The organism is Marinobacter denitrificans (assembly GCF_008795955.1).
GTDB classification, from domain to species: domain Bacteria; phylum Pseudomonadota; class Gammaproteobacteria; order Pseudomonadales; family Oleiphilaceae; genus Marinobacter; species Marinobacter denitrificans.
The window spans coordinates 548692-568244 of sequence record NZ_VMHN01000001.1 but is presented as its reverse complement, the minus strand read 5'-3'; the positions used below and the strand labels follow the sequence as shown (position 1 = coordinate 568244).

The window sequence follows — 19553 nt, the reverse complement described above, 5'->3', positions numbered from 1 at the left end:
GATCGGACTCAGTAATTCTTAATTTCAAACTGGTCGTCTTCGGGGTCGGCGGTGTAGCGGCCTTCCACCTGGTCCCAGTAATGCGTGTCGCCCATCATTTCCAGAATCCGGTTGTCATCGGTACTCGCACTGGCGGCGTCCTGGCCGGTTTCGCTGCGCACGCCTGCCCAGTTGATGGTCACTTCCTCCGGAGGGGCGGAAGCCATTGAGCGGAAGTAGAACGGCACAACGTGATTGTGCTTGTTTATTTCATCCACCAGGTACCAGAAACGGTTCCATATCTCGGCCACCTTTGCTCGCAACGGCAGGTTTTTATCGCCGATCCAAAGGTCATTGATGTTGCTTGAGTAGTAGGCCGTCACCGGGGTGTTGTGACGGTCGATCAGGTCCTGAACGGTCCACCGAACCCGTTCGCCGGTCCAGTCCGGATTGCCGTCGCCGTTGGCATCGCCCAGGTAGTCTTTGCCGTCCTGGGAATAGAATGGGTCCAGCAGCTCGAGACGATCAACCATGACGTTCACGCCAGCGTCACCGGCATAGATCGCATCGCTGATTTTGCCGGCGACGATGGTAGCCAGCTGGTTGCCCAGCGAGTGGCCAGACAGGCGCACGTAATGGGAGGTGTTGTCGGCCAATGCTGCGGTAAGCTGCTCAAAGGCAATTTCGCCCACGGATTTGTCAGGCGAATGCTGCGTGCTGTAGCTGCCGTCGCTGAGGCGGTAACGCATGCCGCGGGGGCCGTTGGCGGACCACATTTTGGCCTCGGCGTCTTTCACTTCTGATTCATCAGCGAACTGGTCCCAGTAAAAATAGGCTATGTTCCAGCCCTTATCCTTCCATGAGCGGGAGGTGATGACGTCCTCATCACCCCAGACGAAGCGGAAGTCTTCACGGTCGTAACCGTCACCGCGGGTAGCGGAATCGGGCTGCCAACCATGAAAATGCACGATGGTCGGTTTCGAGGGATCGTAGAATTTGAGGGGTACGGTGTTCACAGTTCCATCTGCTTCTACCGCTTTGACGGAGTTGTTGTTGCCATCGAACCAGTACAGTCCGTAGTCGAGAGTGTCTTCTGTGGCGTGTGCGGCAAGAGGCTGGAATAGAACAGATGCCAATAACACCAGAGAAATGTATCGGAAGGTTTTTAACATAGCGTATCTCAATCCGTATTGTTTTTGTGTGGATTCAGGCCGTAGCCTGCCTGCGCAGCTAACATGCCTGCGGGCGGCCCCTGAATCAAGGGGCCGCCTTGTCTGCGTTAGTCGATCCAGTTCCGCACGTCGCGGTAAACTTCCTCGTCGTACAAGAACCAGTTGTGAGAGATGCAGGCTGTGCGGTGGTTGTCCGCCCCTTTCAGGATCACGCTGTCGTCCGGGTTAATAATTTCATCGCAAGGCGACCACCAGGTGCCGTATCGCGTGTCGCCCGGTGTTTCCTTGCCCTTGTTCAGCTCATCCAGAAAACTGGACCCCGGGCGCATCTCAAAACAGGACCAGGAAAAACAGCCGTACGCCCAGCTTGTTCCATGGTTCGGCCCGGCCAGTGACACCCAGGCTTCGACCAGTTCATCTCCGCCCATGAATTTCAGAAAGTGGCGTGACGAGAGCCCACCCATCGAGTGGGTGATAATGTCGACCTGATCCGCCCCGGTACTGGCCAGCAGGCTTTGAACCTGATCACGAACTTCCTCCGCCGTTGTGGTGTTGGACTGGTTATAGTTGTAGCTGAAGGCCGCCAGTTCATCGGCAGGCCAGCCGTCGGCCTGGAACCGGTCTTTCATGGTGTCCCAGATGCTGGCGCCGGATGCATAGCCGTGCACGAACAGTATCGGGTTTCTGACTGCCGACTCCTCAGTGCCCGGTTTCGCCGCCTGTGCTGGCAGGGAAAAAGTGATAAGGCTGATGGCAATCGCCGTGGCTGTTTTTATGGTTGCTCTGAACGTAGATCTGAACATTGTGATTCCCCTTCTTGTTGTTACGGGTTATACAATGAGCAAGTGTTCAGTTTTTTCATCCGCAATTGCATCGCCCATTTGGGGGACGCCACCTATGACCTCAAGTATTGGGGCTGCAATATTGCTATCAGAAAAATCGCCTATATTCGTGCAATTTAATGACCATGCTAGATGTTTTTGCGTATTGTTTTATTAGTTTCTTAAATGCTTTGAGTGATAAGTTTACTTACAAGTAATATTCTGCAGTTAGAAGTGGCAAGATCTGTTTTTAAGGCTTAATTTTATTTAACAAATAATCTCGCTAAATTAGTATGAATGCCCTATTTTTAACTGTTTTAATATTGATCTGTTGTGGTCTGATTCCTAAGTTAAAAAAATTATATATCATGGCTAATTTATAGATGTATTTTTTAATTAAAAACAGAGGGTTTTTTATGAATGATTACTCTATTTTTAGAGAGATAGATTCGCTAATTTCTGTTGTTGAAGCCATGCAGCAGGCTCTTTCCACTAGCACTTTCGACACGATGAAAACCGTTGCAGACGAAGTGCCGTATTTTCGCTTGGAGCGGGTTCAGACCTGGGTAGAGAGCGAAAGCGATTCGTTCTTTCAGTTTGCTCGCACCCTTAACAGAAAAGCAGAGAAGTTTTCTGGAAGCTATGTTGAATTCATCAAACCTGCTTCTCGTGGGGCGTACATACCCGTTGGTATCGACGTTGATGAGGCCTGATTTGAAATAAGAGGGTCGGATTCTGAGCAAAATCAGGAAATCGCGAAAACCGGGCCGGATTTAACGATGCAAATCGTTTTCTCAGAAGAGGGCATGGCGAGGAATAACATTCCTCGCCGCCATTCTTCAGTAGACCGGTTCAAAGCCAACGTTGTTGCAGTCGGCATAGCTTTCAACAATCTGGCCATCTATCCACACAGCTACGGCGCCGGCTGTGCCACCCGCACTGCTGCCATATCGCACCTCTGCAGAACCATCACTGGAAATCTGGATGACCCCGTCGGTTGGACAGGTTTCGTATTCGGAGATGCTTACCGCAGTGGGTGTTGATATCTGAACATACCCCTCAATCGCAGACCCGATCACCGTGCCCTCCATACCAATTTCGGCGCCAGTCTCGGTCCATTCCAGGCTTGTCTCGGTATTGGTGAGAGCGATGTAACGATTGCCGACTTTGAGCTCGAAGGCTTCGATGGTGTCGACAAAACTGCCGCTTGCCGTGCCATTATCCGAGCTGAAAGTTGATCCCAGTCGCTGTGGCCTTTCACCTGCAGTGGCTCGCCATGATTGGCAAGCCCCTGAAAATAAACAATTAAATCAAAAGCGTCGTTCATATCAGTCAAATCCTGAGGCACTGAAGCAAGGAATGATTTATGTGATCATGGTTTGGTTTAGCTGTCCTACATAGGCGGTGATAAAGGCCGTTTCCTGAAACGCCTTCAAACCCGTATCGGCAAAAGCAATTGGCAGCGGATTGGATGCCAGGGTGGACTTGATCAGGGCCGGGGGGAGCAGGGTCACTGTAAACTCAATACCGGTGATCAGCTGAATGGCCGCTTCCATTTTAAAGCTGATGGCGCCACCGGCAAATTTGCCTTTTGGCATCCGCTCTTTGATCGCGACACTGGTGACCCCGTGCTCGGCCATTAACTCTGCAAAGGCCGTCTGGAACAACTTCAGATCTTCACGGCTATGGTTTTTCGGCAATGACAGTTTGCGAACTTTGCACTCCGGCAGGTTGAACTGCCCCCTGTCCATATTCAGGAAACACACCACCGCATCGCTGCCACTCAGCTCAACCCCGCAAACAATCATAGCCATTTCCTTCTATGCCACGGTTGTCGTCGGCCGCAGCATTTATTGAATTTGATTCCACTACCGCAGTTGCACAAGTTGTTGCGGGAGGGCGATGTTACAGTAAATATAACCGGCACAGATTTAATTTCTATTGGCGAGGCAGGCCCACGAGGCAGAATTTACTCTTAACTCACATCGGATTCGTATATCGTTGGCCTGAGATTTTGTATGGAGGAAAACCCTATGAGCTGGGAAGGCAAAAGCGCACCCGATTTCACGCTGCAAGACCAGGAAGGTAAAGATCACTCTCTATCGGCTTATCAGGGGCAGAAAGTCCTGCTCTACTTTTACCCACGTGACGCCACTCCCGGCTGTACCATCGAGGCTCAGCAATTCCGGGACCGACTGAACGAACTTCGCAGTCATGGCGTGCAGGTGCTAGGTGTAAGCCGAGACACCGTTCGCTCCCACGAGAAATTTGCCCGGAAAGAGTCGTTGAACTTCCCGATTCTGGCGGACCCCGAAGAAGTGGTGGTCAATCAGTATGAAGTGCTGAAACAGAAGAACATGTACGGTAAACAGGTGATGTCCGTGAATCGGGAGTCATTCCTGATTGATGAACAGGGCGTGATTCGGCGCCATTACGGCAAGGTCAAACCGGCAGAGCATGTGCAGGAAATATTGGATGACCTGACGTAACTAAAAACGGCATCACACACATTTTCATCCGGGGATCACTATATGAGTCTGGCTATTACACTACATGTTCTCTCTGCCGTGATCTGGGTTGGCGGTATGTTTTTCGCCTACATGGCGATGCGGCCGGCGGTGGTCGAGGTGATCGAGGCGTCCCAGCGGGGCGCACTCTGGTGTGCCACCCTGTCCCGTTTTTTCCAGTGGGTATGGGCTGCCGTGATCCTGTTATTGGTGACCGGTTACTGGATGATCTTCAGTGTGTTCGGTGGCATGGCCGGTGCCGGGTGGCATATCCACGCCATGCAGGGACTGGGGATTGTGATGATCCTGCTCTATTTTCACGTCTATTTCGCCCCCTTCCGGCGGCTGAAGCAGGCCGTTGCCAACCAGGATCCCCAGGAAGGCGGGCGCCAGGTGGGGCAGATCCGCAAGCTGGTGGGTACCAACCTGATTCTTGGTCTGATTGTGGTTGCGATCGGTGCCGGCGGACGGTATCTGTAGGCCTCAGATGAATGTCCAGGCCAGTACCCTGGTAATCTTGTTTCCGTGCTTCATCTCGATTTCCCGACAATCAACGGCACCGAGCTTGCGAATCAGCTTCTTTGCAGGCTTAACGTTGTCGGCTTTTGAAACCAGGCTGGTAAACCAGCGACATTGAGTCGAATACACCTGGCTTTCTCTGATCAGCTTTTTCAGAAACAGCTGTTCACCCCCCTTGCACCAAAGCTCTGCTCCCACCCCGCCAAAATTCAGAGTGGGGGAGTCGGTTTTTGCTTTCTGTTCACCGCGGCTACGAGCAAGGTTTTTGAGTTTAAGCTGGCTACCTTTAAGTGCTTCTTCCGGCGAGGCATGGAAGGGTGGGTTGCATACGCTGACGTCGAAGAACTCCCCGGCTTGAATGATCCCTTCAAATATGTGGTTTTTATCTTGCTGCACGCGCAGCGTGAAGCGTTCTTTGAGGGTGGGGTTTTTGGCGATAATCGCGGCTACGTTCTCGAGCGATTGGGGATTAATGTCACTGCCGACACACTGCCAGCCGTAAATCTGGCAGGCCAGTAGCGGGTAGATTCCATTTGCGCCAGTCCCTATATCGAGCAGCTTGACGCTGTACTGCTCAAGCTCAGGGCCAAGCCCAAGCAGGTCTGCCATGTAATGGATATAGTCCGCCCTGCCCGGGATTGGAGGGCAAAGCGCACCTTCTGGAATATCCCAATCGGCAATGTTGTAGTACCGCTTCAATAACGCGGCGTTGAGAGTTTTTACGGCCAATGGGTCTGCGAAATCAATGGAAAGGTCGCCATGAGCGTTCGGTTTCACATAGGGGGCTAGTGCCGGGTGGCTCTTTACGAGAGCGGGGAAGTCATAACCCTGATTGTGCAGATTCCTTGGGTGTAGGCCTTTACGAACAGGCTTGGCGCGGCTTTTTTTATTTCGGTGGAGGGTGCTCACAGTAATAGGCCCGAGGCTTGGCGTTCAATTGTAGAGTGGGTCTGGCTTGGTCCGTGATTATAGTCTTTATGTCTTTAGTGGGCATGAAAACCGGGGCAGTCCTCTGCAGTCAGCGGCGCTAATGGCTATAATGGCGTACTTTGAACCGTCGTAGAGAGTCTTATGCCAATCGAAAAAAACCAAGTGGTGTTGTTCCACTACAGTGTTAGTGATGAACAAGGCAACGTTGTTGAAAACTCCCGTGGCGGCGAGCCGAACGCTTACCTGCACGGCCACGGCGGCATTATCCAGGGCCTGGAAGAAGCCCTGGAAGGTCGCGAGGCTGGCGATACGTTCAGCGTTACCGTCGCGCCGGAAAAAGCCTATGGTCCACGCAAGGCCGATGCCGTGCAGCGCGTGCCCGTCAAGCATCTGATGGGGGCCAAACGCTGGAAGCCGGGCATGGTCGCCCAGGTGCAAACCGAACAGGGCCCACGCCATGTGGTCGTCGCCAAGGTCGGCCTCAAATTTGCGGATGTCGACACCAACCATCCGATGGCCGGTAAAACCCTCACCTTCGATATCGAAATCGTTGAAGTGCGGGCTGCCGATCCGGAAGAGTTGGCGCACGGCCACGCTCACGGGCCGGGTGGGCATCACTGAGGGATTCAGGGATTGTTCAAACCAGTAAGCAATCAGAGGCAGATTGATCATGACCGATATTCGACACCTGGTGTGCCCCCATTGCCACAAAGTGAATCGGGTGCCTGCCGATAAGCTGTCATCCGGCGGCAATTGCGGTGCCTGCAAACAGCCGCTCTGGCCGGATCGGGTTCTGGAGTTGGGGGACCAGAGCTTTAATGCTCATACAGGGCGCAGTGATGTGCCGGTGCTGGTGGATTTCTGGGCCAGCTGGTGTGGCCCGTGCAAAGCGATGGCGCCTCAGTTCGAGAATGCAGCGAAAGCCTGGCGGGGTAAAGTGCGCTTTGCCAAGCTGAACACCGAACAATCGCCTGGGCCGGCCGGCCAGTTTGGCATTCGCAGCATACCCACACTGATCCTGTTCCAGAATGGTAAGGAAGTGGCCCGCCAGAGCGGTGCCATGAACCAGGCGCAGATCAGCCAGTGGCTGCAATCGAACGGTGTTCGGTAGGGGGCGGGAAGATTCGGTAAAGGGCGGCTCGCTTTCAGTATGCGGGCGTTTCAGGACACCATGCAGCAGTAGCGACTCGTGTTTGGGGCGCTCTGACCTAATGAGCAAACCCAGAATGATTAAGCCTGGTTGTTACAGCTGTCGAAAAAAGTTTGACCCGTCTGCGCTCAGGGTTTCTTACTCAAGAAACTACTGCGAGCGCTGCGGCGTGGGGCTGTTTGGTGAGGATTACTTCAGTTTCGCCAGGAAGCCCGCTCCAACTATCCGGAAGAACCTGACTGTCCACCTTGCAGTGCTTCTTTTCGGGGTTGCTCTGTTGTTATGGTTTTCGATTGGCCGCCAATGACAAGTACATTGTCCCCTTGCGCTCTTACGGCAGTGGATTCCTCACCGGTATGATGACTTCACAGCCAATACGCTTCCCAAGGGCTCACGATGATTGCCAACAGAACAGAAGCCGATGTTCATCCGGTTTCAGCACGCAATGCAGCTCGAACTACCACGCCCAAAGGCATAATCCCCGAAGTCCGTCAGCCGAACTTTGATCTGGCCGACGACGTGCCCAAATACTGGTGGGACAACGATCCGGCCAAAACGCTTCTGTTGGCCGCTCTGTCTTCCAGTTTCCCGCCCGGTGAGCGCTTCTTTATCGACTCGGTACGCCACTACCAGAAACAGATCACAGATCCCGAGCTGAAAGCGGCGGTGCGGGGCTTTATTGGCCAGGAGGCCCACCACTCGAAGGAACACAAGGCCCTCAACGGGTATATGCAGGATCGCGGCATCAATCTCGACCGCCTGGAGCGGGAGATTCAGGGGCTGATGAACTGGATGCGCAAGCACTTCAGTCCCGAGCGTCAGCTGGCCCATACGGTGGCAGTGGAGCATTTCACCGCCCTGATGGCCGAGGAGTTTCTGCTGAAATACGACGCTTTGGAGGAGATGGACCCGCGCATGGCCCCTATCTGGGCCTGGCACGCGATTGAAGAATCCGAGCACAAGGGCGTGGCTTTCGATGTTTACAAGGCCATGGGCGGCAGCGAGTTTGTTCGACTAACGGAAATGATGGCAGTGAGCGTGATGTTCCCGCTGTTCAGCGGGATTCATCTGGTTCAGCTGATGAAAGAAGACGGAGAACTATTCAACCTGAAGTCCTGGCTGGGCGGGCTCAACTACATGTGGGGCAAGCCCGGCGTTTTCCGCAAGCTTTTGCCGTCCTACTTCAAGTACTACAGCCCGAATTTCCACCCCTGGAATCACGATGCTCGAGATCTGGTGGAGAAGGCCAAGCGCAAATGGTTGGCGCCGGTTATGACAAAGGCTTCCTGACGCCGAGCTCTCCACTGGCCGCCACACTGCCATGTCTTCTATTTTGCGCTACCGCTTCACGCAGACGAACAGGGCGTTGCCGGACTCCCCGTCCCAGGGCTCTATTTTGCCGTAGTCGTGCTCGAATATATGAACCTCGAAACAGGGTTCCAGCAGCTGTGCAAGCTCCTCGAAGCCCAACGCCACCATGGGATGCTCGTCCGTCCAGGTCTCGCTGACATTTTGCGTGTCTTTTTTGATCCACAGCTTGAGTGACTGCTGCTCACCATAGCCGCGGTAGTTCCAGCCCGAACTGAATGTGAAAACACCGTCCTGGTGCTCTGCCGTATGGGTTACGAACAGGTGGTTGTTGATCTTGTTTTTGTCCACCGCATTGAAGCAGAAGACCCCATTGGCCTGCAGGGCCTCGTGGGCGCTGGTGATGCAGGATTTCAGGCGGTCGATGTCACTGTTGTAGTGAATGGAATACAGAAAGCAGGTAATCAGATCGAAAGGCTGGTCAAAGGCAAAACTGCCAATGTCGCCCAGGGTGAATTCGGCTTCAGGGCAGCGCACTTTCGCTTTATTCAGCATAGGCTGATTGATGTCCAGGCCCTGGCTTTGGTAACCAAAGTCGAGAAAATGCCGAATGTGAGGGCCGGTTCCGCAGGCCAGATCCAAGTGCCTGTAACCGCCGTTTCCGAACAGCTGGTTTAGCCTGCGCACGCCGCTGCTTTGTTCCCGGTAGTTGATGTCGGCACACATCAGATCGTAATAACCGGAGAGGTCAGTGTATAGCTTGGTAGACGGCATGACGGCTCACAGGGCGGGCAGGATAGGGGAATGGCCGGCAGTATAGCAGAAGGTGTATGAAGGCGGTGTGGCGGGTGACATCATCGAACTGCCGGCTTGATCAATTCGACACACCCACGCTTTCATCACGAGGGGTATTCGGTTCAGATCAGGTCACTCGGTCATGTCCTTATCCGCAGGCGTTTTGTGCTTCTCCTTTTTCTGCTTGTCAGACTGGTCGTCCGTTTCCGAGTCACTTGCGCCAGCTGCGTCATCTGTATTGTATTTGGACTTGGTGGATTCCTCGTGTTGCTCAGATTTCTGATCCTCGGGTTCAGCATGTTGGTCCATATCCTGCTCGCCCAGATCCTTATCCCCATTGCCGCTTTCTTCGGCGAACAACGCAGCTGAACCCAGGGCTATGGCCGGTGTGATCAAGGCATAAAAGGCGAGTGAATGTAACTTTTTCATAGAGTACTCCTTCGAATACGAGTTTCAGACGGACCAAACGTCCTGTCTGAGCGCCTCATCGCAGCTTCTCTCAATGGCGTTATGTGGATAAGGAGACTGAACCGCCACGAACTACGGAATCCCGGATGACTTTTTAATCTAAGCTCAGGAAGGTGTGCTTATCAACTCGGCATATCAGATAGGCGATTTGGATACCCGTAAATTGCCCTCAGGGAAGCGCTGGGTTCTTGATAAGCAATTGATGCCACCTGGGCTCGGGTACAGGCCGGCTATAGTGATAGCCCTGTCCTTTCGTGCATCCAAGAAGCCGTAAAGTCGTTATATGTCTTGATTCTTCAATTCCTTCGGCGACGACCTCTGCCCCGAGTGCCGCAGCGATAAATATAGTTGCTTTGACGATCGCCTGCGCGTAAGCCCCGTCGTCCAGTTGGCTGACAAAGCTTTTATCTATTTTGATTTCATTGAACCAGTAGTCTTTCAAATGGCCCAGAGAGGAATAGCCTGTTCCAAAGTCGTCCAGGGACAGGCGAACCCCCATTGCACTGAGGGCTTCCAGATCCTGCTTCAAGGCCTGGCTGTGTTGCTCGAAGACGCTTTCAGTGATCTCCAGGGTCAACTCCCCGGGGGCGACGTTGAAGTCAGTCAATGCCTTGCGAACTTTGTCGGGGAAAGAGCCCAGCTGGAACTGGATCAGTGAAACATTGATCGACACCGGGCAGGTTCCAAGTCCCGCACCCCTCCAGGCCTTAAGATCCCGGCAGGCTTGTCGCAGCACCCAATCTCCTATTGGCCCGATGAGCTGGCTTTGTTCAGCCAGCGGGATGAACAGGTCAGGCGGAATAAAGCCCATCTCAGGGTGCTTCCATCGCAACAAAGATTCTGCCGAGACGATGCGACCGCTCTCAAGATCAACTTGAGGTTGGTAATAAAGCTCTAACTGATCGGCTTCGAGAGCGTGGCGTAACTTCGTGGTGAGGTCCACGGTTTTGCGCGTTTTACGCTCGAGCTCTTTGGTGTATTGAGACCAGGTCACCGCCGGATTATGTTGGCTCAGATGTAGCGCCAACGCCGCATCGGTCATAAGTTTGCGGGCATCTCCCGCACTGCTGCGTAGCCGGGCGTAGCCGAAAGACGCTTCAACGTGGAAGGAAAAGCCTCTGATTTCAAAAGGTACATCGAAGACGGCTGCCATACACGCACGCAATTGGCGCGGTGTACGCTGATTTTCCAGTGGCGCAAGCACGGTGAACTCATCGCCGCCCGTGCGCGCAACCAGTGCGCTCGGGCCCATCTCGCCGGACAAGCGACGGGCGACCTCCCGCAGCACTTCATCGCCAACCTCATAACCGCGGGTATTATTGATTTCCCTCAGGGCTTTGATGTCGACCACCACCACCGGGCTGGCAGGATGCAGATCCTGCTCTCTGAGATGCTCGTCAAGGCGCTGGGCAAAGCCTTCCGGTGAAAGAAGCCCGGTCAGCCGGTCCTCATACGCGGCACGCTCAACTTCCATTTCGGCGAGTTTCAACTCAGTGATTTCCTGCGACGCGGCAATCCACTCGAGAAGTCTTTTCTCATCATCGCGGACCGGCGTAACGCGGTCCAGAAACCACCTAGGGGATTGGACCTGGGCCGGTAACTGATAGATCACTTCAAACGGTGTGATAGTCCTGAGGGCTTCACTCCATCCCTCCCGGAAAGCTTGCGCCGCCTCCGGAGTCAGAACGCTACGGATGACTGACAGCTCTGGCGGATCGCTCGCCGGGGGGAGACCCGCAAGCTCTAACCATTTTTCGGGTACGCTCTTGAGTTCTCCTTTAATATCCATAAGCCAGATGTAGCCTGACTGCGTTTCAATGAGGCTTTCATAGCGACGTTTTTGCAGGGCCAGAGATTCGAGAGCCGAGTGCTCTCTCGAGACGTCAAGCTGAATCCCGATTATGTAAGCAACCGTACCGTCATGCCCACGGATGGGCCGAAGTTTGAGGCGGTTTTCGAATGACTCGCCATTGCTGCGAAAATTTGTCACTACGGCTGTACAGTCTGTGCCCCGCGCAAGAGCATTGCGTATGGTGCGAAGGCCGGGCTGGTCCTTAAGGTCACCCTGAAGAAAACGACAGTTGCGACCCAACACTTCCGCTCTTGAATAACCCGTCATACGCTCAAATGCGGCGTTGGCATAGACTAGAGGCGTGTCGGCGAGATTGGGGTCGGCGATGGTTACCCCACATTCGATTTCAGCAAAAGCAGCCGCCAGAAAAGGTGTTTGCCTGAGAAACATCAATTCATTGAGAGTTTCCGTCACCAGGGAGTGCAGGAGCGCGACAGCGCGCTCGCAATCACCCAGGTGTTTGCCTGCGAATGCGATCACAGTCGCCACGGACTCTTGATGGGGAAGGTTCAGGGGTTCAACCGCGATGAAGGCGGCTGCTTCCAGAGCCGTGCCTGGTGGTGATGCTTCAGTCCTCGGAGCGCCGTCAGCCAATGTCGCCTGAACACTGTCCAACGTCATTAGCAGCTGAGCTGCGTCCGGGTCTCCGACGAGATGGCTTGGGGAGTCCCCGTCTTTGAGGATGACCGCCACGCAAACCACCGGGCAAGCCATGGCAAGCGCTTCAGTGAGATCAGTGAAAATCTCGTGTTTATCTGACGTCTCTGTCATAAATCAGTCCTGAAAGGGGCCGGCCAAATCCTTGCCGTCGCCTTTAATATACCACTAAAGCGTAAACGTAATGGGAGCCTGAGCTGTTGCACTGAGTCTTCCGGCGAAGCAGTCATCCCGCCAGTATTTGTTATCATGGCCGCCTTTGCTTACTGATAACGGTTGAGCCCTACAAAATGAATGCGCCTTTCACGCTGCGGCCATACCAGCAGGAAGCGGTGGATGCCACGTTAAGGCATTTTCGCCAATCCGATGAGTCTGCCGTTATCGTGCTGCCAACCGGTGCCGGTAAAAGCCTGGTCATTGCCGAGCTGGCCCGCCTTGCCCGCCGGAAGATTCTGGTACTGACCCACGTAAAAGAGCTTGTGGAGCAGAATCACGCCAAATACCAGAGTTATGGGTTAACGGGCGGCATCTTCTCCGCCGGGCTGAAGCGTAAGGAAAACCGGCATCAGGTAACCTTTGCTAGTGTCCAATCCGTAGCGGCGAATCTGAATCAGTTCAGGGATGAATACTCGTTGGTCGTCATCGATGAGTGCCATCGGGTCAGCGGTGAGGATACCAGTCAGTATCAAAGGATCATCGAGTTGCTGCGGCAACAGAACGACTCCCTCAAATTGCTTGGGCTGACTGCCACACCCTATCGTCTGGCCATGGGCTGGATCTATCGCTATCACTACCGGGGCTTTGTTCGTGGCGGTAGTGATGAGAGTGAAGAGCACGGCAAGCCCTTTCAGCACTGCATTTATGAACTGCCGTTGAGCTACATGATCAATCGGGGCTATCTCACCAGGCCTGAGTTGGTAAACGCGGCGGTGGCGCAATACGATTTCTCCGCGCTGCCTCAGGATCGCTTTGGCGAATACGCCGAGAAAGACGTCAACCAGCTGCTGAGCAAACATAAACGTGTGACCCGTGCCATCATTGAACAGGTGATAGAGCTGGCTGATGAGCGCAAGGGGGTAATGATCTTTGCGGCAACGGTGGAGCATGCGCGGGAGGTCTCCGGCTATTTGCCGGAGGACCAAACCGCCCTGGTAACCGGCGCGACCGATCTGAAGGATCGGGATCTGCTGATTCAGCGCTTCAAGCAGCGGCAGTTGAAGTATCTGGTGAACGTGTCCGTGCTTACCACCGGCTTCGATGCGCCCCATGTGGACTTTATCGCCATTCTTCGGCCTACCCAGTCGGTCAGCCTGTATCAGCAGATCGTGGGCCGTGGTCTTCGTCTGGACGATGGCAAACAGGACTGCCTGGTGATTGATTACGCGGGCAACCATGTGAATCTGCACCATCCGGAGGTAGGGGAACCGAAACCCGACCCCGATAGTGAGCCTGTACAGGTATTCTGCCCGGGCTGTGGTTTTGCCAACATCTTCTGGGGCAAAACCGACAGCGAAGGCCGTGTTATCGAGCACTACGGGCGCCGTTGTCAGGGGCTACTCGAACCTGAAGAAGGCGAGGAGTTTTCCGTGCAGAAAGGGCGCCCTCAGCAGTGCGATTACCGTTTCCGTTTCAAGGAGTGCCCGCACTGCGGTGGCGAGAATGATATTGCGGCCCGTAACTGTGGGCAGTGCCACAAAGCCATCATTGACCCGGATGATCAGCTGCGAGATGCGCTGAAACTCAAGGATGCCATGGTAATCCGCTGCGCCGGGATTACGTTAGCTGCTGATGGCACAAAACTGAGGCTCACCTATCACGGTGAGGATGGGGAGGAGCTCAGCGAGTCTTTTGATTTCAGTAAGCCGGGCCAGCGCAACGTCTTTAACCAACTGTTTGGGCGTCGTTTCGCCAATAGTCAGGCCCCGAAAGCGTTCAGCACCGCGGATGAGGTGTTTGAGATGCAGGGCTTCTTGTCGGCGCCGGATTTTGTGATTGCCCGCAAGCAGAAGCACTATTGGCAGGTTCAGGAGCGGATCTTCGACTATCAGGGGGGCTATCGCAAGGCGTGTAAATAGATCCGCCCCGGTTTTTCCCCGGCGTTTTCTTTCTTCTATAGTGATATAGACAATGGATGCACCTCAATGCCGATAGGACGCGAATGAAAAAATATCTGATAGGGTGGCTGTTCGTTGCTCTCGTGTTTTCCAACCTGTGCGTGGCGCAGACGGAAGACGAAGAGATGCGATGGTTTACCATCGATTCGTTGAATACCGGGCTCGATGAACCCCCCGAGGAGGTCCAGCGGCAGACGCCGCGCGAGTCGGTCCGCAGTTTTCTCCAGCTCACCAGGCAGCAGGACTTCGAGGCGGCGGCGCACCTTCTCAACCTTTCTGACCTAAGTGCCGCAGAACAGCGCGAGAAGGGGAGCGAGTTAGCCCGGCAACTTGCCGCCGTTCTCAGGCGCGGCGAGTGGATCGATACCTCCGACTTGTCCGGCCGGCAGGATGCCGCCATTGTCGATCCGTCGGGGAACCATCCCCGGGCAGGGCAACCACGACGCAATCTCAAACTCGCATCACTCCGTGCCGAAGAGCAGTCCTATGATATTCGTCTGGCCCGATACCGGGTGGGTGAAGAGAATCCCGTCTGGTTGATCACGCCGGAAAGCCTGACCTCCCTCCCTCTGCTTTATGAGGAATACGGCCCCTCCTGGCTGGAGAAACAAGTGCCTCAGCGTTTCAAGTCAACGTTTGGGCGGCTCCAGATCTGGGAGTGGATCGCTATTCCCATTTTCCTGCTGGGGGTGGGCCTGGTGGGTTGGCTTGTTCATCGCCTGGTCGGCCTGGTGGCTCGATGGCTGCCCTCCGGCTCACCCAGCATCTTCGCTGGCGAGATCAGGTTGCCCATGGCGCTAGTGGCCATGACGCTCGTGGCCCGGACCCTTCTCAATTCCGTGGTATCTTTCTCGGCCGTGGCGACCACGTCTTTTCGCATACTGCTGATCGCCATCCTGGCCTGGGGCATAGGTATGATCGCGCTGCGTTTCGTGGACGTCCTCCTGCTGAAGGTAAAGCGACATCTGGTGGGAGAAATCGATGACACCAAACACCGGGATGAACGCAAGTTATTGACCTCGCTCTATGCGTTGCGTCGAGGCATCATCCTGATGACGGTTGTCGCGGTCATCATCTACATATTGTCGCAGATCACGCTTTTCGAGACGCTGGGCATCACTCTCCTGGCATCGGCCAGTATCCTGACGGTTCTGCTGGGTATTGCCGGTCAGGCGGTGCTGGGCAACATTCTCGCTTCATTTCAGGTGTCGCTCGCCAAGCCCATACGGATTGGCGACCTGATCGTCTTCGAGGGGCAGTGGTGCTATGTGGAAGGCATCTTTTATACGTTCATTCGTTTGAGAACCTGGGATGAACGCCGTTTGGTGGTACCGGTCCAGTACTTCACCTCGAAGCCCTTCCAGAATTTGTCGGTCAAGAGTGCCAAAATGTACAGGATGATAGAGCTCTCGCTTCATCTGAATGCCGACATCGAATGCCTGAGGGAGAGATTCAAGGAGTTCGCCGAGGCAGAAAAAAACGTCGTCGAGCACCACAAGCTCTCGTGCTTTGTCACTGCGCAGACCGAGACGGTCCAGAAGGTTTCGTTCTACCTCATGACCTCCGAGCCCTTTGCCGGCTGGGAGGCCGAAATGAATGTCCGTGAGAAGTTGCTGGCATTCATCCGTGACAACCACCCGGAATGGTGGCCGAGGGAGGTGGTGGTAGCCAGCCCTCACGACATTGCTCGCGGGGAAATGCCACCTCCCTCAGGCTGAGGGCGCCTTCATCGCGACTGCGTGGCCACGGGCTGCACACGCAATAACGACACCATCTCTCCACCGGGTAAAGCGCAGTGATCAAGAAGTTACTGAAAGCCGTAAAGCCAGTCCTTGTGTGTTCGCTCTTTATGATCGTTGCAAACCCGGGGTATGCCGAGATCTATAAATGGGTTGATGAAAACGGGAAGGTTCATTTCAGCGACCGGAAAGACCACAGCCTTGAGCAGGAAGTGGTGAACGTGAAGCCAGGCGCGTCGAAATGGTCGCGTTTTGATATCGACATTCAAGTTGTAGATGTAGAGCTGAGTGACGAGGAAAACCAGCAAATTGTTGACGGCGTGAACAATGTCTATGAGTTCTTTGATCGTGTGATGTCGTTTGACATGTACAGGACGGTGCCCGTCAATATCCTGCTTTTCAAGGACAGGGCTGACTACCAGCAATATCTGATTCGCAATAACCGAGGCATGGCGGTTGCGTCTTACGGCCTGTATATACCCTCCGAGCACCAGATAGCCGTCTACGTGCGGGAAAACAGAAGCCTCACCTTTAAAACGATCAAGCACGAGGTGAGTCACGCAGTCGTCGATACCATCGTTCCCTATGCGCCAGCCTGGTTAAATGAGGGCCTTGCCGAGCAGATGGAGATGCTCGAGCGTGATGACTCGGGTTTGTATTTTGAACGTCACGAGGAAAACCGGTGGTTTGTCGCTCAAGCCCGTGAGCAGGGCCGTTTAACGGACATTGACCAGTTGCTGAAGCTCTCCAGCGGTAAATGGCGCCATTCAGAAATGTCTGGCCACGGGAGCCTGCGGGCTCAGTCGGGGCAGTTCGTTAGTTTTCTGCTCTCTCAACCCACGCGCCGTAACTTTGTGGTGCGGCTGATGCATAACTTTAACCGGGGCGACCGAACCCTGGCGTATTACCTGGTGGATGATAATTATATCGGCGGGGTAAGCATGCTGAGTCTGGACTGGAGCCGTTGGTTACATGAGCAGGGTAAGGGGATTCTCAGGCTTTAGCCGCGAAATTGGAGGGCAGAAGGGGAAAACCCGGGCAAATTTACCTTCGTAAAACTCATCAGATCGTCTAGTATTTGTAGTTAAATGCTACGGAAGCATCGATGGATGTTTTTGCGAAGGGAGCTTATGAGCTATAGATTTAGCGTTGGCAGCGAGGATAGTCTGGCTTCGTCGTTGAACTTTGTCAGGCGAGCCGTAAATGGCCTCAAGCTATCGGCTACCCTACACAAAATCCGGCAATTATTTCACTTCGCTCCTTGGCGGGCAGGCCCTATTTATGCCATTCAGAAGCTCAGGCCGCCACTTGACTCAATCGATGAGAGTGGAGAATCAATACTTGGGGATATTGATGCAACGCTGATCGCAGAGGAAATCCGGCAGGACAGTGTTGCGGTGCTTGGTCAGTTGCCTGCGGACCTGATCGGTCGTTTACGGAAAATAACGGATCAGCTCCCCCCTGAAGAATATCAACTGGTTCATCAGGTGAATGAGGACGTGCGTCGTTTAACCCAGGACCCGGGAATAAAAAAGATTCTAAGGGCCTACTTAAAATCTGAACCCGTGCTCCTGGAATCCTCGTTATTTGTATCCCGCTCGGGACAGAGCCCAAGAGAGCATAAACAGAACTCTTTTCATTTTGACTATGCTGGCTGGGCATCCCTGAATCTCTTTGTTTATCTTACGGATGTTGATGAAGAATCTTCCTTTCATATCGTGGCGAAAGGGAGTCATCGCGACATCAAGATCGCGGATGTACTGCGAGGCTCAATAACCCTGGCTGAGGCAGAAAACCGTTTTGGTGGCTCTATAAAAAATATTACGGGCCCTGCTGGAACACTATTTTTTGAGAACACTGAGGCTTTCCATCGCCGACACTTCGGCAGCGGCAGGAGAGTCATGCTTAATTTATTGTTTTCATCACATCGAAGCCTGCTCAGTCGCGGTCGTGCAAGCAGCAAGAAAATAGCCAAGCGAAACAGGGAGTTTCAAAAGCTTGATGCCTTATAGGTGGGCTCGAGTGGCCCGCCGGGAATTTCTCTGCATTCCCACTGTCGAATGAACTGAGCTGTGGAACTTGCGGTTCGATTACCCTGACAAACCCGCGACAAGAGGATTGGATATGCCTCACGTTCGTTTTACCTATCTGCTCGGTTTTGCTGTTCTTGCTGCTTTTCTCTCCGCCTCTGGCGTTCAGGCTCATCACGGTTGGGCATGGGCAACGGATGAGGAGTTTGAGATCACCGGTACCATCCAGTCAGTACGCCTTGGTAATCCCCATGGTGAGGTGACGATCAGCGTGGATGGCGAGGAATGGGTTGTGTAAGTGGGTCAGCCCTGGCGTAACGACCGTGTCGGGCTCAGCAAAGAGATGTTGAGCCAGGGCCAGGAGATTACCGTACATGGCCATCGCTCCGCCAAAGAAGGCGAGCGGCTGGTCAAGGCTGAGCGAGTTGTGATCGACGGGGAGGACTACGATTTGTACCCCGGCCGTGCATCCTGACCCCGGGGATGATTGAGCAAGCGCTGGTTGCCATCGAAGAATTGGCCTTTGTCTCAGCCCTGCGCAACTCTACATATATGTACCCACTGGTCAATGCCGGGCATATTTTCGGGGTTGCGATGTTGGTAGGCGGCATTATGCCGCTGGACCTGCGTTTGCTGGGGCTCTGGCGCAACTACCCCGTGATGATGTTTGTTGATGTGCTTCGGATCACATCGGCGATTGGTTTGGGGGTGGCGGTTGTATGTGGTGCGCTTTTATTTGCCACAGCGGCCGCAGACTATGCCGAATCGCCATTATTCCAGGCGAAAATCGTGCTTGTGTTGTTGGGTCTGTCAAATGCGTTGATGCTGGGGCGGGTGTTCAAGCGCCGGGATATACGGAGCCTCCCAATGACTGCTTCCATGCCTTTGCCGGTGAGGTCAGGTGCCTTGGTGTCGCTGGTGGTCTGGGTTAGTGCGCTGATTCTTGGCAGGCTATTGGGGTATTTCTAGCGATATCTAGATCTCACCTTCAAGTTCCAGTATGAGCGGCTCCATAAGTCTGTAAACCCAGACTGATTCGCCATTGTTCAGTGTTAATTCCCTTCGTTCATAGCGAACGCCTAGCCGCTCGTAGCGATCCAGTGCTCTGAGTTCATCGGCATCGACCGTGATGACCTGCCCCTTCGTAACCGCTCCCGCAACCGGTTTGATATCCAGCTCCTCTTTTTTAAAGCCCGGTAAGCTTGCGGGCTCACCTTCGCCTGCACGGCCCATTACCAGCCAGCGCACCCAGGGCTTCGTCAGGGTGCCGTAAACAAATACGGAATAGGTGGCATCTTCGTCGATCACCGGTAACTCGATAGTTGGGTTATAGCCAAAGGGGCTGGCAAAGGTCAGCCAAAGATAGCCAACCCCTGACGCAAGGAGAGCGAAGATGATCGCCAGAGTGTGGCGGATTCTGCTTTTTCGGCTTGCCATACTGCTCTCCCCCTAGATGTTGGTACCGTTAGCCAACGATATCATTAATGCGCGTGGGTTCGGAGAGGGCTTCAA

At 54.1% G+C, this 19553-nt stretch carries 23 protein-coding genes; 13 read left to right on the top strand and 10 right to left on the bottom strand.

Annotated features, from left to right (window positions below):
- Positions 1 to 8: 8 nt before the first annotated feature.
- Together FO268_RS02680 and FO268_RS02675 are read right to left on the bottom strand one after the other, a co-directional pair.
- The gene (locus FO268_RS02680) at positions 9 to 1151 is read right to left on the bottom strand and encodes a cell adhesion protein (protein ID WP_150989239.1); all 1143 of its coding nucleotides are present in this window, start codon (positions 1149 to 1151) and stop codon (positions 9 to 11) included.
- 107 nt (positions 1152 to 1258) lie between these two features.
- Entirely contained in the window at positions 1259 to 1954 is a 696-nt protein-coding gene (locus FO268_RS02675) for an esterase/lipase family protein (protein ID WP_150989236.1), read from the bottom strand.
- A 434-nt stretch (positions 1955 to 2388) separates the two neighbouring features.
- Here FO268_RS02675 and FO268_RS02670 point away from each other — a divergent pair, with 434 nt between their 5' ends.
- Entirely contained in the window at positions 2389 to 2685 is a 297-nt protein-coding gene (locus FO268_RS02670) for a hypothetical protein (protein WP_150989233.1), read from the top strand.
- Between the two features lie 126 nt (positions 2686 to 2811).
- On the opposite strand, the gene FO268_RS02665 is transcribed toward FO268_RS02670, so the two are convergent.
- From FO268_RS02665 to FO268_RS23315, 3 genes are all read right to left on the bottom strand, one after another.
- Complete coding sequence (locus FO268_RS02665) at positions 2812 to 3051, bottom strand: hypothetical protein (RefSeq protein WP_150989231.1); 240 nt, start codon at positions 3049 to 3051, stop codon at positions 2812 to 2814.
- Between the two features lie 285 nt (positions 3052 to 3336).
- Positions 3337 to 3780 carry a DUF3010 family protein gene (locus FO268_RS02660; protein ID WP_150989228.1) on the bottom strand — a complete coding sequence of 148 codons (444 nt, stop codon included), beginning with the start codon at positions 3778 to 3780 and terminating at the stop codon, positions 3337 to 3339.
- The gene (locus FO268_RS23315) at positions 3777 to 3899 is read right to left on the bottom strand and encodes an SEC-C metal-binding domain-containing protein (RefSeq protein WP_191966806.1); all 123 of its coding nucleotides are present in this window, start codon (positions 3897 to 3899) and stop codon (positions 3777 to 3779) included. The genes FO268_RS02660 and FO268_RS23315 overlap by 4 nt, the downstream gene beginning before the upstream one ends.
- A 106-nt stretch (positions 3900 to 4005) precedes the next feature.
- On the opposite strand from FO268_RS23315, the gene bcp reads away from it, so the two are divergent.
- Positions 4006 to 4461 (top strand): thioredoxin-dependent thiol peroxidase, encoded by a 456-nt coding sequence (gene bcp / locus FO268_RS02650; RefSeq protein ID WP_150989225.1) that lies wholly within the window; start codon positions 4006 to 4008, stop codon positions 4459 to 4461.
- Positions 4462 to 4503: 42 nt separating this feature from the next.
- Positions 4504 to 4959 carry a CopD family protein gene (locus FO268_RS02645; protein ID WP_150989222.1) on the top strand — a complete coding sequence of 152 codons (456 nt, stop codon included), beginning with the start codon at positions 4504 to 4506 and terminating at the stop codon, positions 4957 to 4959.
- Positions 4960 to 4962: 3 nt separating this feature from the next.
- Here FO268_RS02645 and rlmF read toward each other — a convergent pair whose 3' ends face one another.
- Positions 4963 to 5907 carry a 23S rRNA (adenine(1618)-N(6))-methyltransferase RlmF gene (gene rlmF, locus FO268_RS02640; RefSeq protein WP_150989219.1) on the bottom strand — a complete coding sequence of 315 codons (945 nt, stop codon included), beginning with the start codon at positions 5905 to 5907 and terminating at the stop codon, positions 4963 to 4965.
- A gap of 162 nt (positions 5908 to 6069) precedes the next feature.
- On the opposite strand from rlmF, the gene FO268_RS02635 reads away from it, so the two are divergent.
- The 3 genes from FO268_RS02635 (at position 6070) to FO268_RS02620 (ending at position 8368) form a co-directional block, all read left to right on the top strand.
- Positions 6070 to 6549, top strand: coding sequence for an FKBP-type peptidyl-prolyl cis-trans isomerase (locus tag FO268_RS02635; protein WP_150989216.1), 480 nt, complete (start codon positions 6070 to 6072; stop codon positions 6547 to 6549).
- A 49-nt stretch (positions 6550 to 6598) separates the two neighbouring features.
- Positions 6599 to 7039, top strand: coding sequence for a thioredoxin TrxC (gene trxC, locus FO268_RS02630; RefSeq protein WP_150989213.1), 441 nt, complete (start codon positions 6599 to 6601; stop codon positions 7037 to 7039).
- Positions 7040 to 7474: 435 nt separating this feature from the next.
- Positions 7475 to 8368, top strand: a complete 894-nt coding sequence (locus tag FO268_RS02620) for a metal-dependent hydrolase (RefSeq protein WP_150989205.1) — start codon at positions 7475 to 7477, stop codon at positions 8366 to 8368.
- A gap of 48 nt (positions 8369 to 8416) precedes the next feature.
- Here the strand turns inward: FO268_RS02620 and FO268_RS02615 are convergent, their stop codons facing one another.
- The 3 genes from FO268_RS02615 to FO268_RS02605 form a co-directional block, all read right to left on the bottom strand.
- Complete coding sequence (locus FO268_RS02615; protein WP_150989200.1) at positions 8417 to 9160, bottom strand: class I SAM-dependent DNA methyltransferase; 744 nt, start codon at positions 9158 to 9160, stop codon at positions 8417 to 8419.
- Between the two features lie 153 nt (positions 9161 to 9313).
- Positions 9314 to 9610 (bottom strand): hypothetical protein, encoded by a 297-nt coding sequence (locus FO268_RS02610; protein WP_150989197.1) that lies wholly within the window; start codon positions 9608 to 9610, stop codon positions 9314 to 9316.
- Between the two features lie 208 nt (positions 9611 to 9818).
- Entirely contained in the window at positions 9819 to 12194 is a 2376-nt protein-coding gene (locus FO268_RS02605; protein WP_191966804.1) for a putative bifunctional diguanylate cyclase/phosphodiesterase, read from the bottom strand.
- 254 nt (positions 12195 to 12448) lie between these two features.
- On the opposite strand from FO268_RS02605, the gene FO268_RS02600 reads away from it, so the two are divergent.
- The 7 genes from FO268_RS02600 to FO268_RS02575 all read left to right on the top strand — a co-directional run bounded on the left by FO268_RS02600 (position 12449) and on the right by FO268_RS02575 (position 19010).
- Complete coding sequence (locus FO268_RS02600) at positions 12449 to 14233, top strand: DEAD/DEAH box helicase (protein WP_150989191.1); 1785 nt, start codon at positions 12449 to 12451, stop codon at positions 14231 to 14233.
- 83 nt (positions 14234 to 14316) lie between these two features.
- Positions 14317 to 15990: a mechanosensitive ion channel family protein gene (locus FO268_RS02595; protein WP_150989188.1), complete on the top strand. Its 1674-nt coding sequence runs from the start codon at positions 14317 to 14319 to the stop codon at positions 15988 to 15990.
- A gap of 77 nt (positions 15991 to 16067) precedes the next feature.
- Positions 16068 to 17015, top strand: coding sequence for a DUF4124 domain-containing protein (locus FO268_RS02590; RefSeq protein WP_225316483.1), 948 nt, complete (start codon positions 16068 to 16070; stop codon positions 17013 to 17015).
- Positions 17016 to 17141: 126 nt separating this feature from the next.
- Complete coding sequence (locus FO268_RS02585; RefSeq protein ID WP_150989185.1) at positions 17142 to 18023, top strand: hypothetical protein; 882 nt, start codon at positions 17142 to 17144, stop codon at positions 18021 to 18023.
- Positions 18024 to 18135: 112 nt separating this feature from the next.
- A complete protein-coding gene (locus FO268_RS22940; protein ID WP_225316482.1) occupies positions 18136 to 18339 on the top strand; it encodes a hypothetical protein in 204 nt (67 codons plus the stop codon).
- Positions 18340 to 18516 (top strand): hypothetical protein, encoded by a 177-nt coding sequence (locus FO268_RS22935; RefSeq protein WP_225316481.1) that lies wholly within the window; start codon positions 18340 to 18342, stop codon positions 18514 to 18516.
- Between the two features lie 8 nt (positions 18517 to 18524).
- The gene (locus FO268_RS02575; protein ID WP_150989182.1) at positions 18525 to 19010 is read left to right on the top strand and encodes a hypothetical protein; all 486 of its coding nucleotides are present in this window, start codon (positions 18525 to 18527) and stop codon (positions 19008 to 19010) included.
- Between the two features lie 6 nt (positions 19011 to 19016).
- Here FO268_RS02575 and FO268_RS02570 read toward each other — a convergent pair whose 3' ends face one another.
- Positions 19017 to 19478, bottom strand: a complete 462-nt coding sequence (locus tag FO268_RS02570) for a gamma-glutamylcyclotransferase family protein (protein ID WP_150989179.1) — start codon at positions 19476 to 19478, stop codon at positions 19017 to 19019.
- Positions 19479 to 19553: the final 75 nt, after the last annotated feature.

What these genes read in the sequence shown, in the direction of transcription:
- FO268_RS02680 (WP_150989239.1), bottom strand. Translation starts at nt 1,151, where the DNA reads ATGTTAAAAACCTTCCGATACATTTCTCTGGTGTTATTGGCATCTGTT.
- FO268_RS02675 (WP_150989236.1), bottom strand. Translation starts at nt 1,954, where the DNA reads ATGTTCAGATCTACGTTCAGAGCAACCATAAAAACAGCCACGGCGATT.
- FO268_RS02670 (WP_150989233.1), top strand. Translation starts at nt 2,389, where the DNA reads ATGAATGATTACTCTATTTTTAGAGAGATAGATTCGCTAATTTCTGTT.
- FO268_RS02660 (WP_150989228.1), bottom strand. Translation starts at nt 3,780, where the DNA reads ATGATTGTTTGCGGGGTTGAGCTGAGTGGCAGCGATGCGGTGGTGTGT.
- bcp (WP_150989225.1), top strand. Translation starts at nt 4,006, where the DNA reads ATGAGCTGGGAAGGCAAAAGCGCACCCGATTTCACGCTGCAAGACCAG.
- FO268_RS02645 (WP_150989222.1), top strand. Translation starts at nt 4,504, where the DNA reads ATGAGTCTGGCTATTACACTACATGTTCTCTCTGCCGTGATCTGGGTT.
- FO268_RS02635 (WP_150989216.1), top strand. Translation starts at nt 6,070, where the DNA reads ATGCCAATCGAAAAAAACCAAGTGGTGTTGTTCCACTACAGTGTTAGT.
- trxC (WP_150989213.1), top strand. Translation starts at nt 6,599, where the DNA reads ATGACCGATATTCGACACCTGGTGTGCCCCCATTGCCACAAAGTGAAT.
- FO268_RS02620 (WP_150989205.1), top strand. Translation starts at nt 7,475, where the DNA reads ATGATTGCCAACAGAACAGAAGCCGATGTTCATCCGGTTTCAGCACGC.
- FO268_RS02615 (WP_150989200.1), bottom strand. Translation starts at nt 9,160, where the DNA reads ATGCCGTCTACCAAGCTATACACTGACCTCTCCGGTTATTACGATCTG.
- FO268_RS02610 (WP_150989197.1), bottom strand. Translation starts at nt 9,610, where the DNA reads ATGAAAAAGTTACATTCACTCGCCTTTTATGCCTTGATCACACCGGCC.
- FO268_RS02600 (WP_150989191.1), top strand. Translation starts at nt 12,449, where the DNA reads ATGAATGCGCCTTTCACGCTGCGGCCATACCAGCAGGAAGCGGTGGAT.
- FO268_RS02595 (WP_150989188.1), top strand. Translation starts at nt 14,317, where the DNA reads ATGAAAAAATATCTGATAGGGTGGCTGTTCGTTGCTCTCGTGTTTTCC.
- FO268_RS02585 (WP_150989185.1), top strand. Translation starts at nt 17,142, where the DNA reads ATGAGCTATAGATTTAGCGTTGGCAGCGAGGATAGTCTGGCTTCGTCG.
- FO268_RS22940 (WP_225316482.1), top strand. Translation starts at nt 18,136, where the DNA reads ATGCCTCACGTTCGTTTTACCTATCTGCTCGGTTTTGCTGTTCTTGCT.
- FO268_RS02575 (WP_150989182.1), top strand. Translation starts at nt 18,525, where the DNA reads ATGATTGAGCAAGCGCTGGTTGCCATCGAAGAATTGGCCTTTGTCTCA.
- FO268_RS02570 (WP_150989179.1), bottom strand. Translation starts at nt 19,478, where the DNA reads ATGGCAAGCCGAAAAAGCAGAATCCGCCACACTCTGGCGATCATCTTC.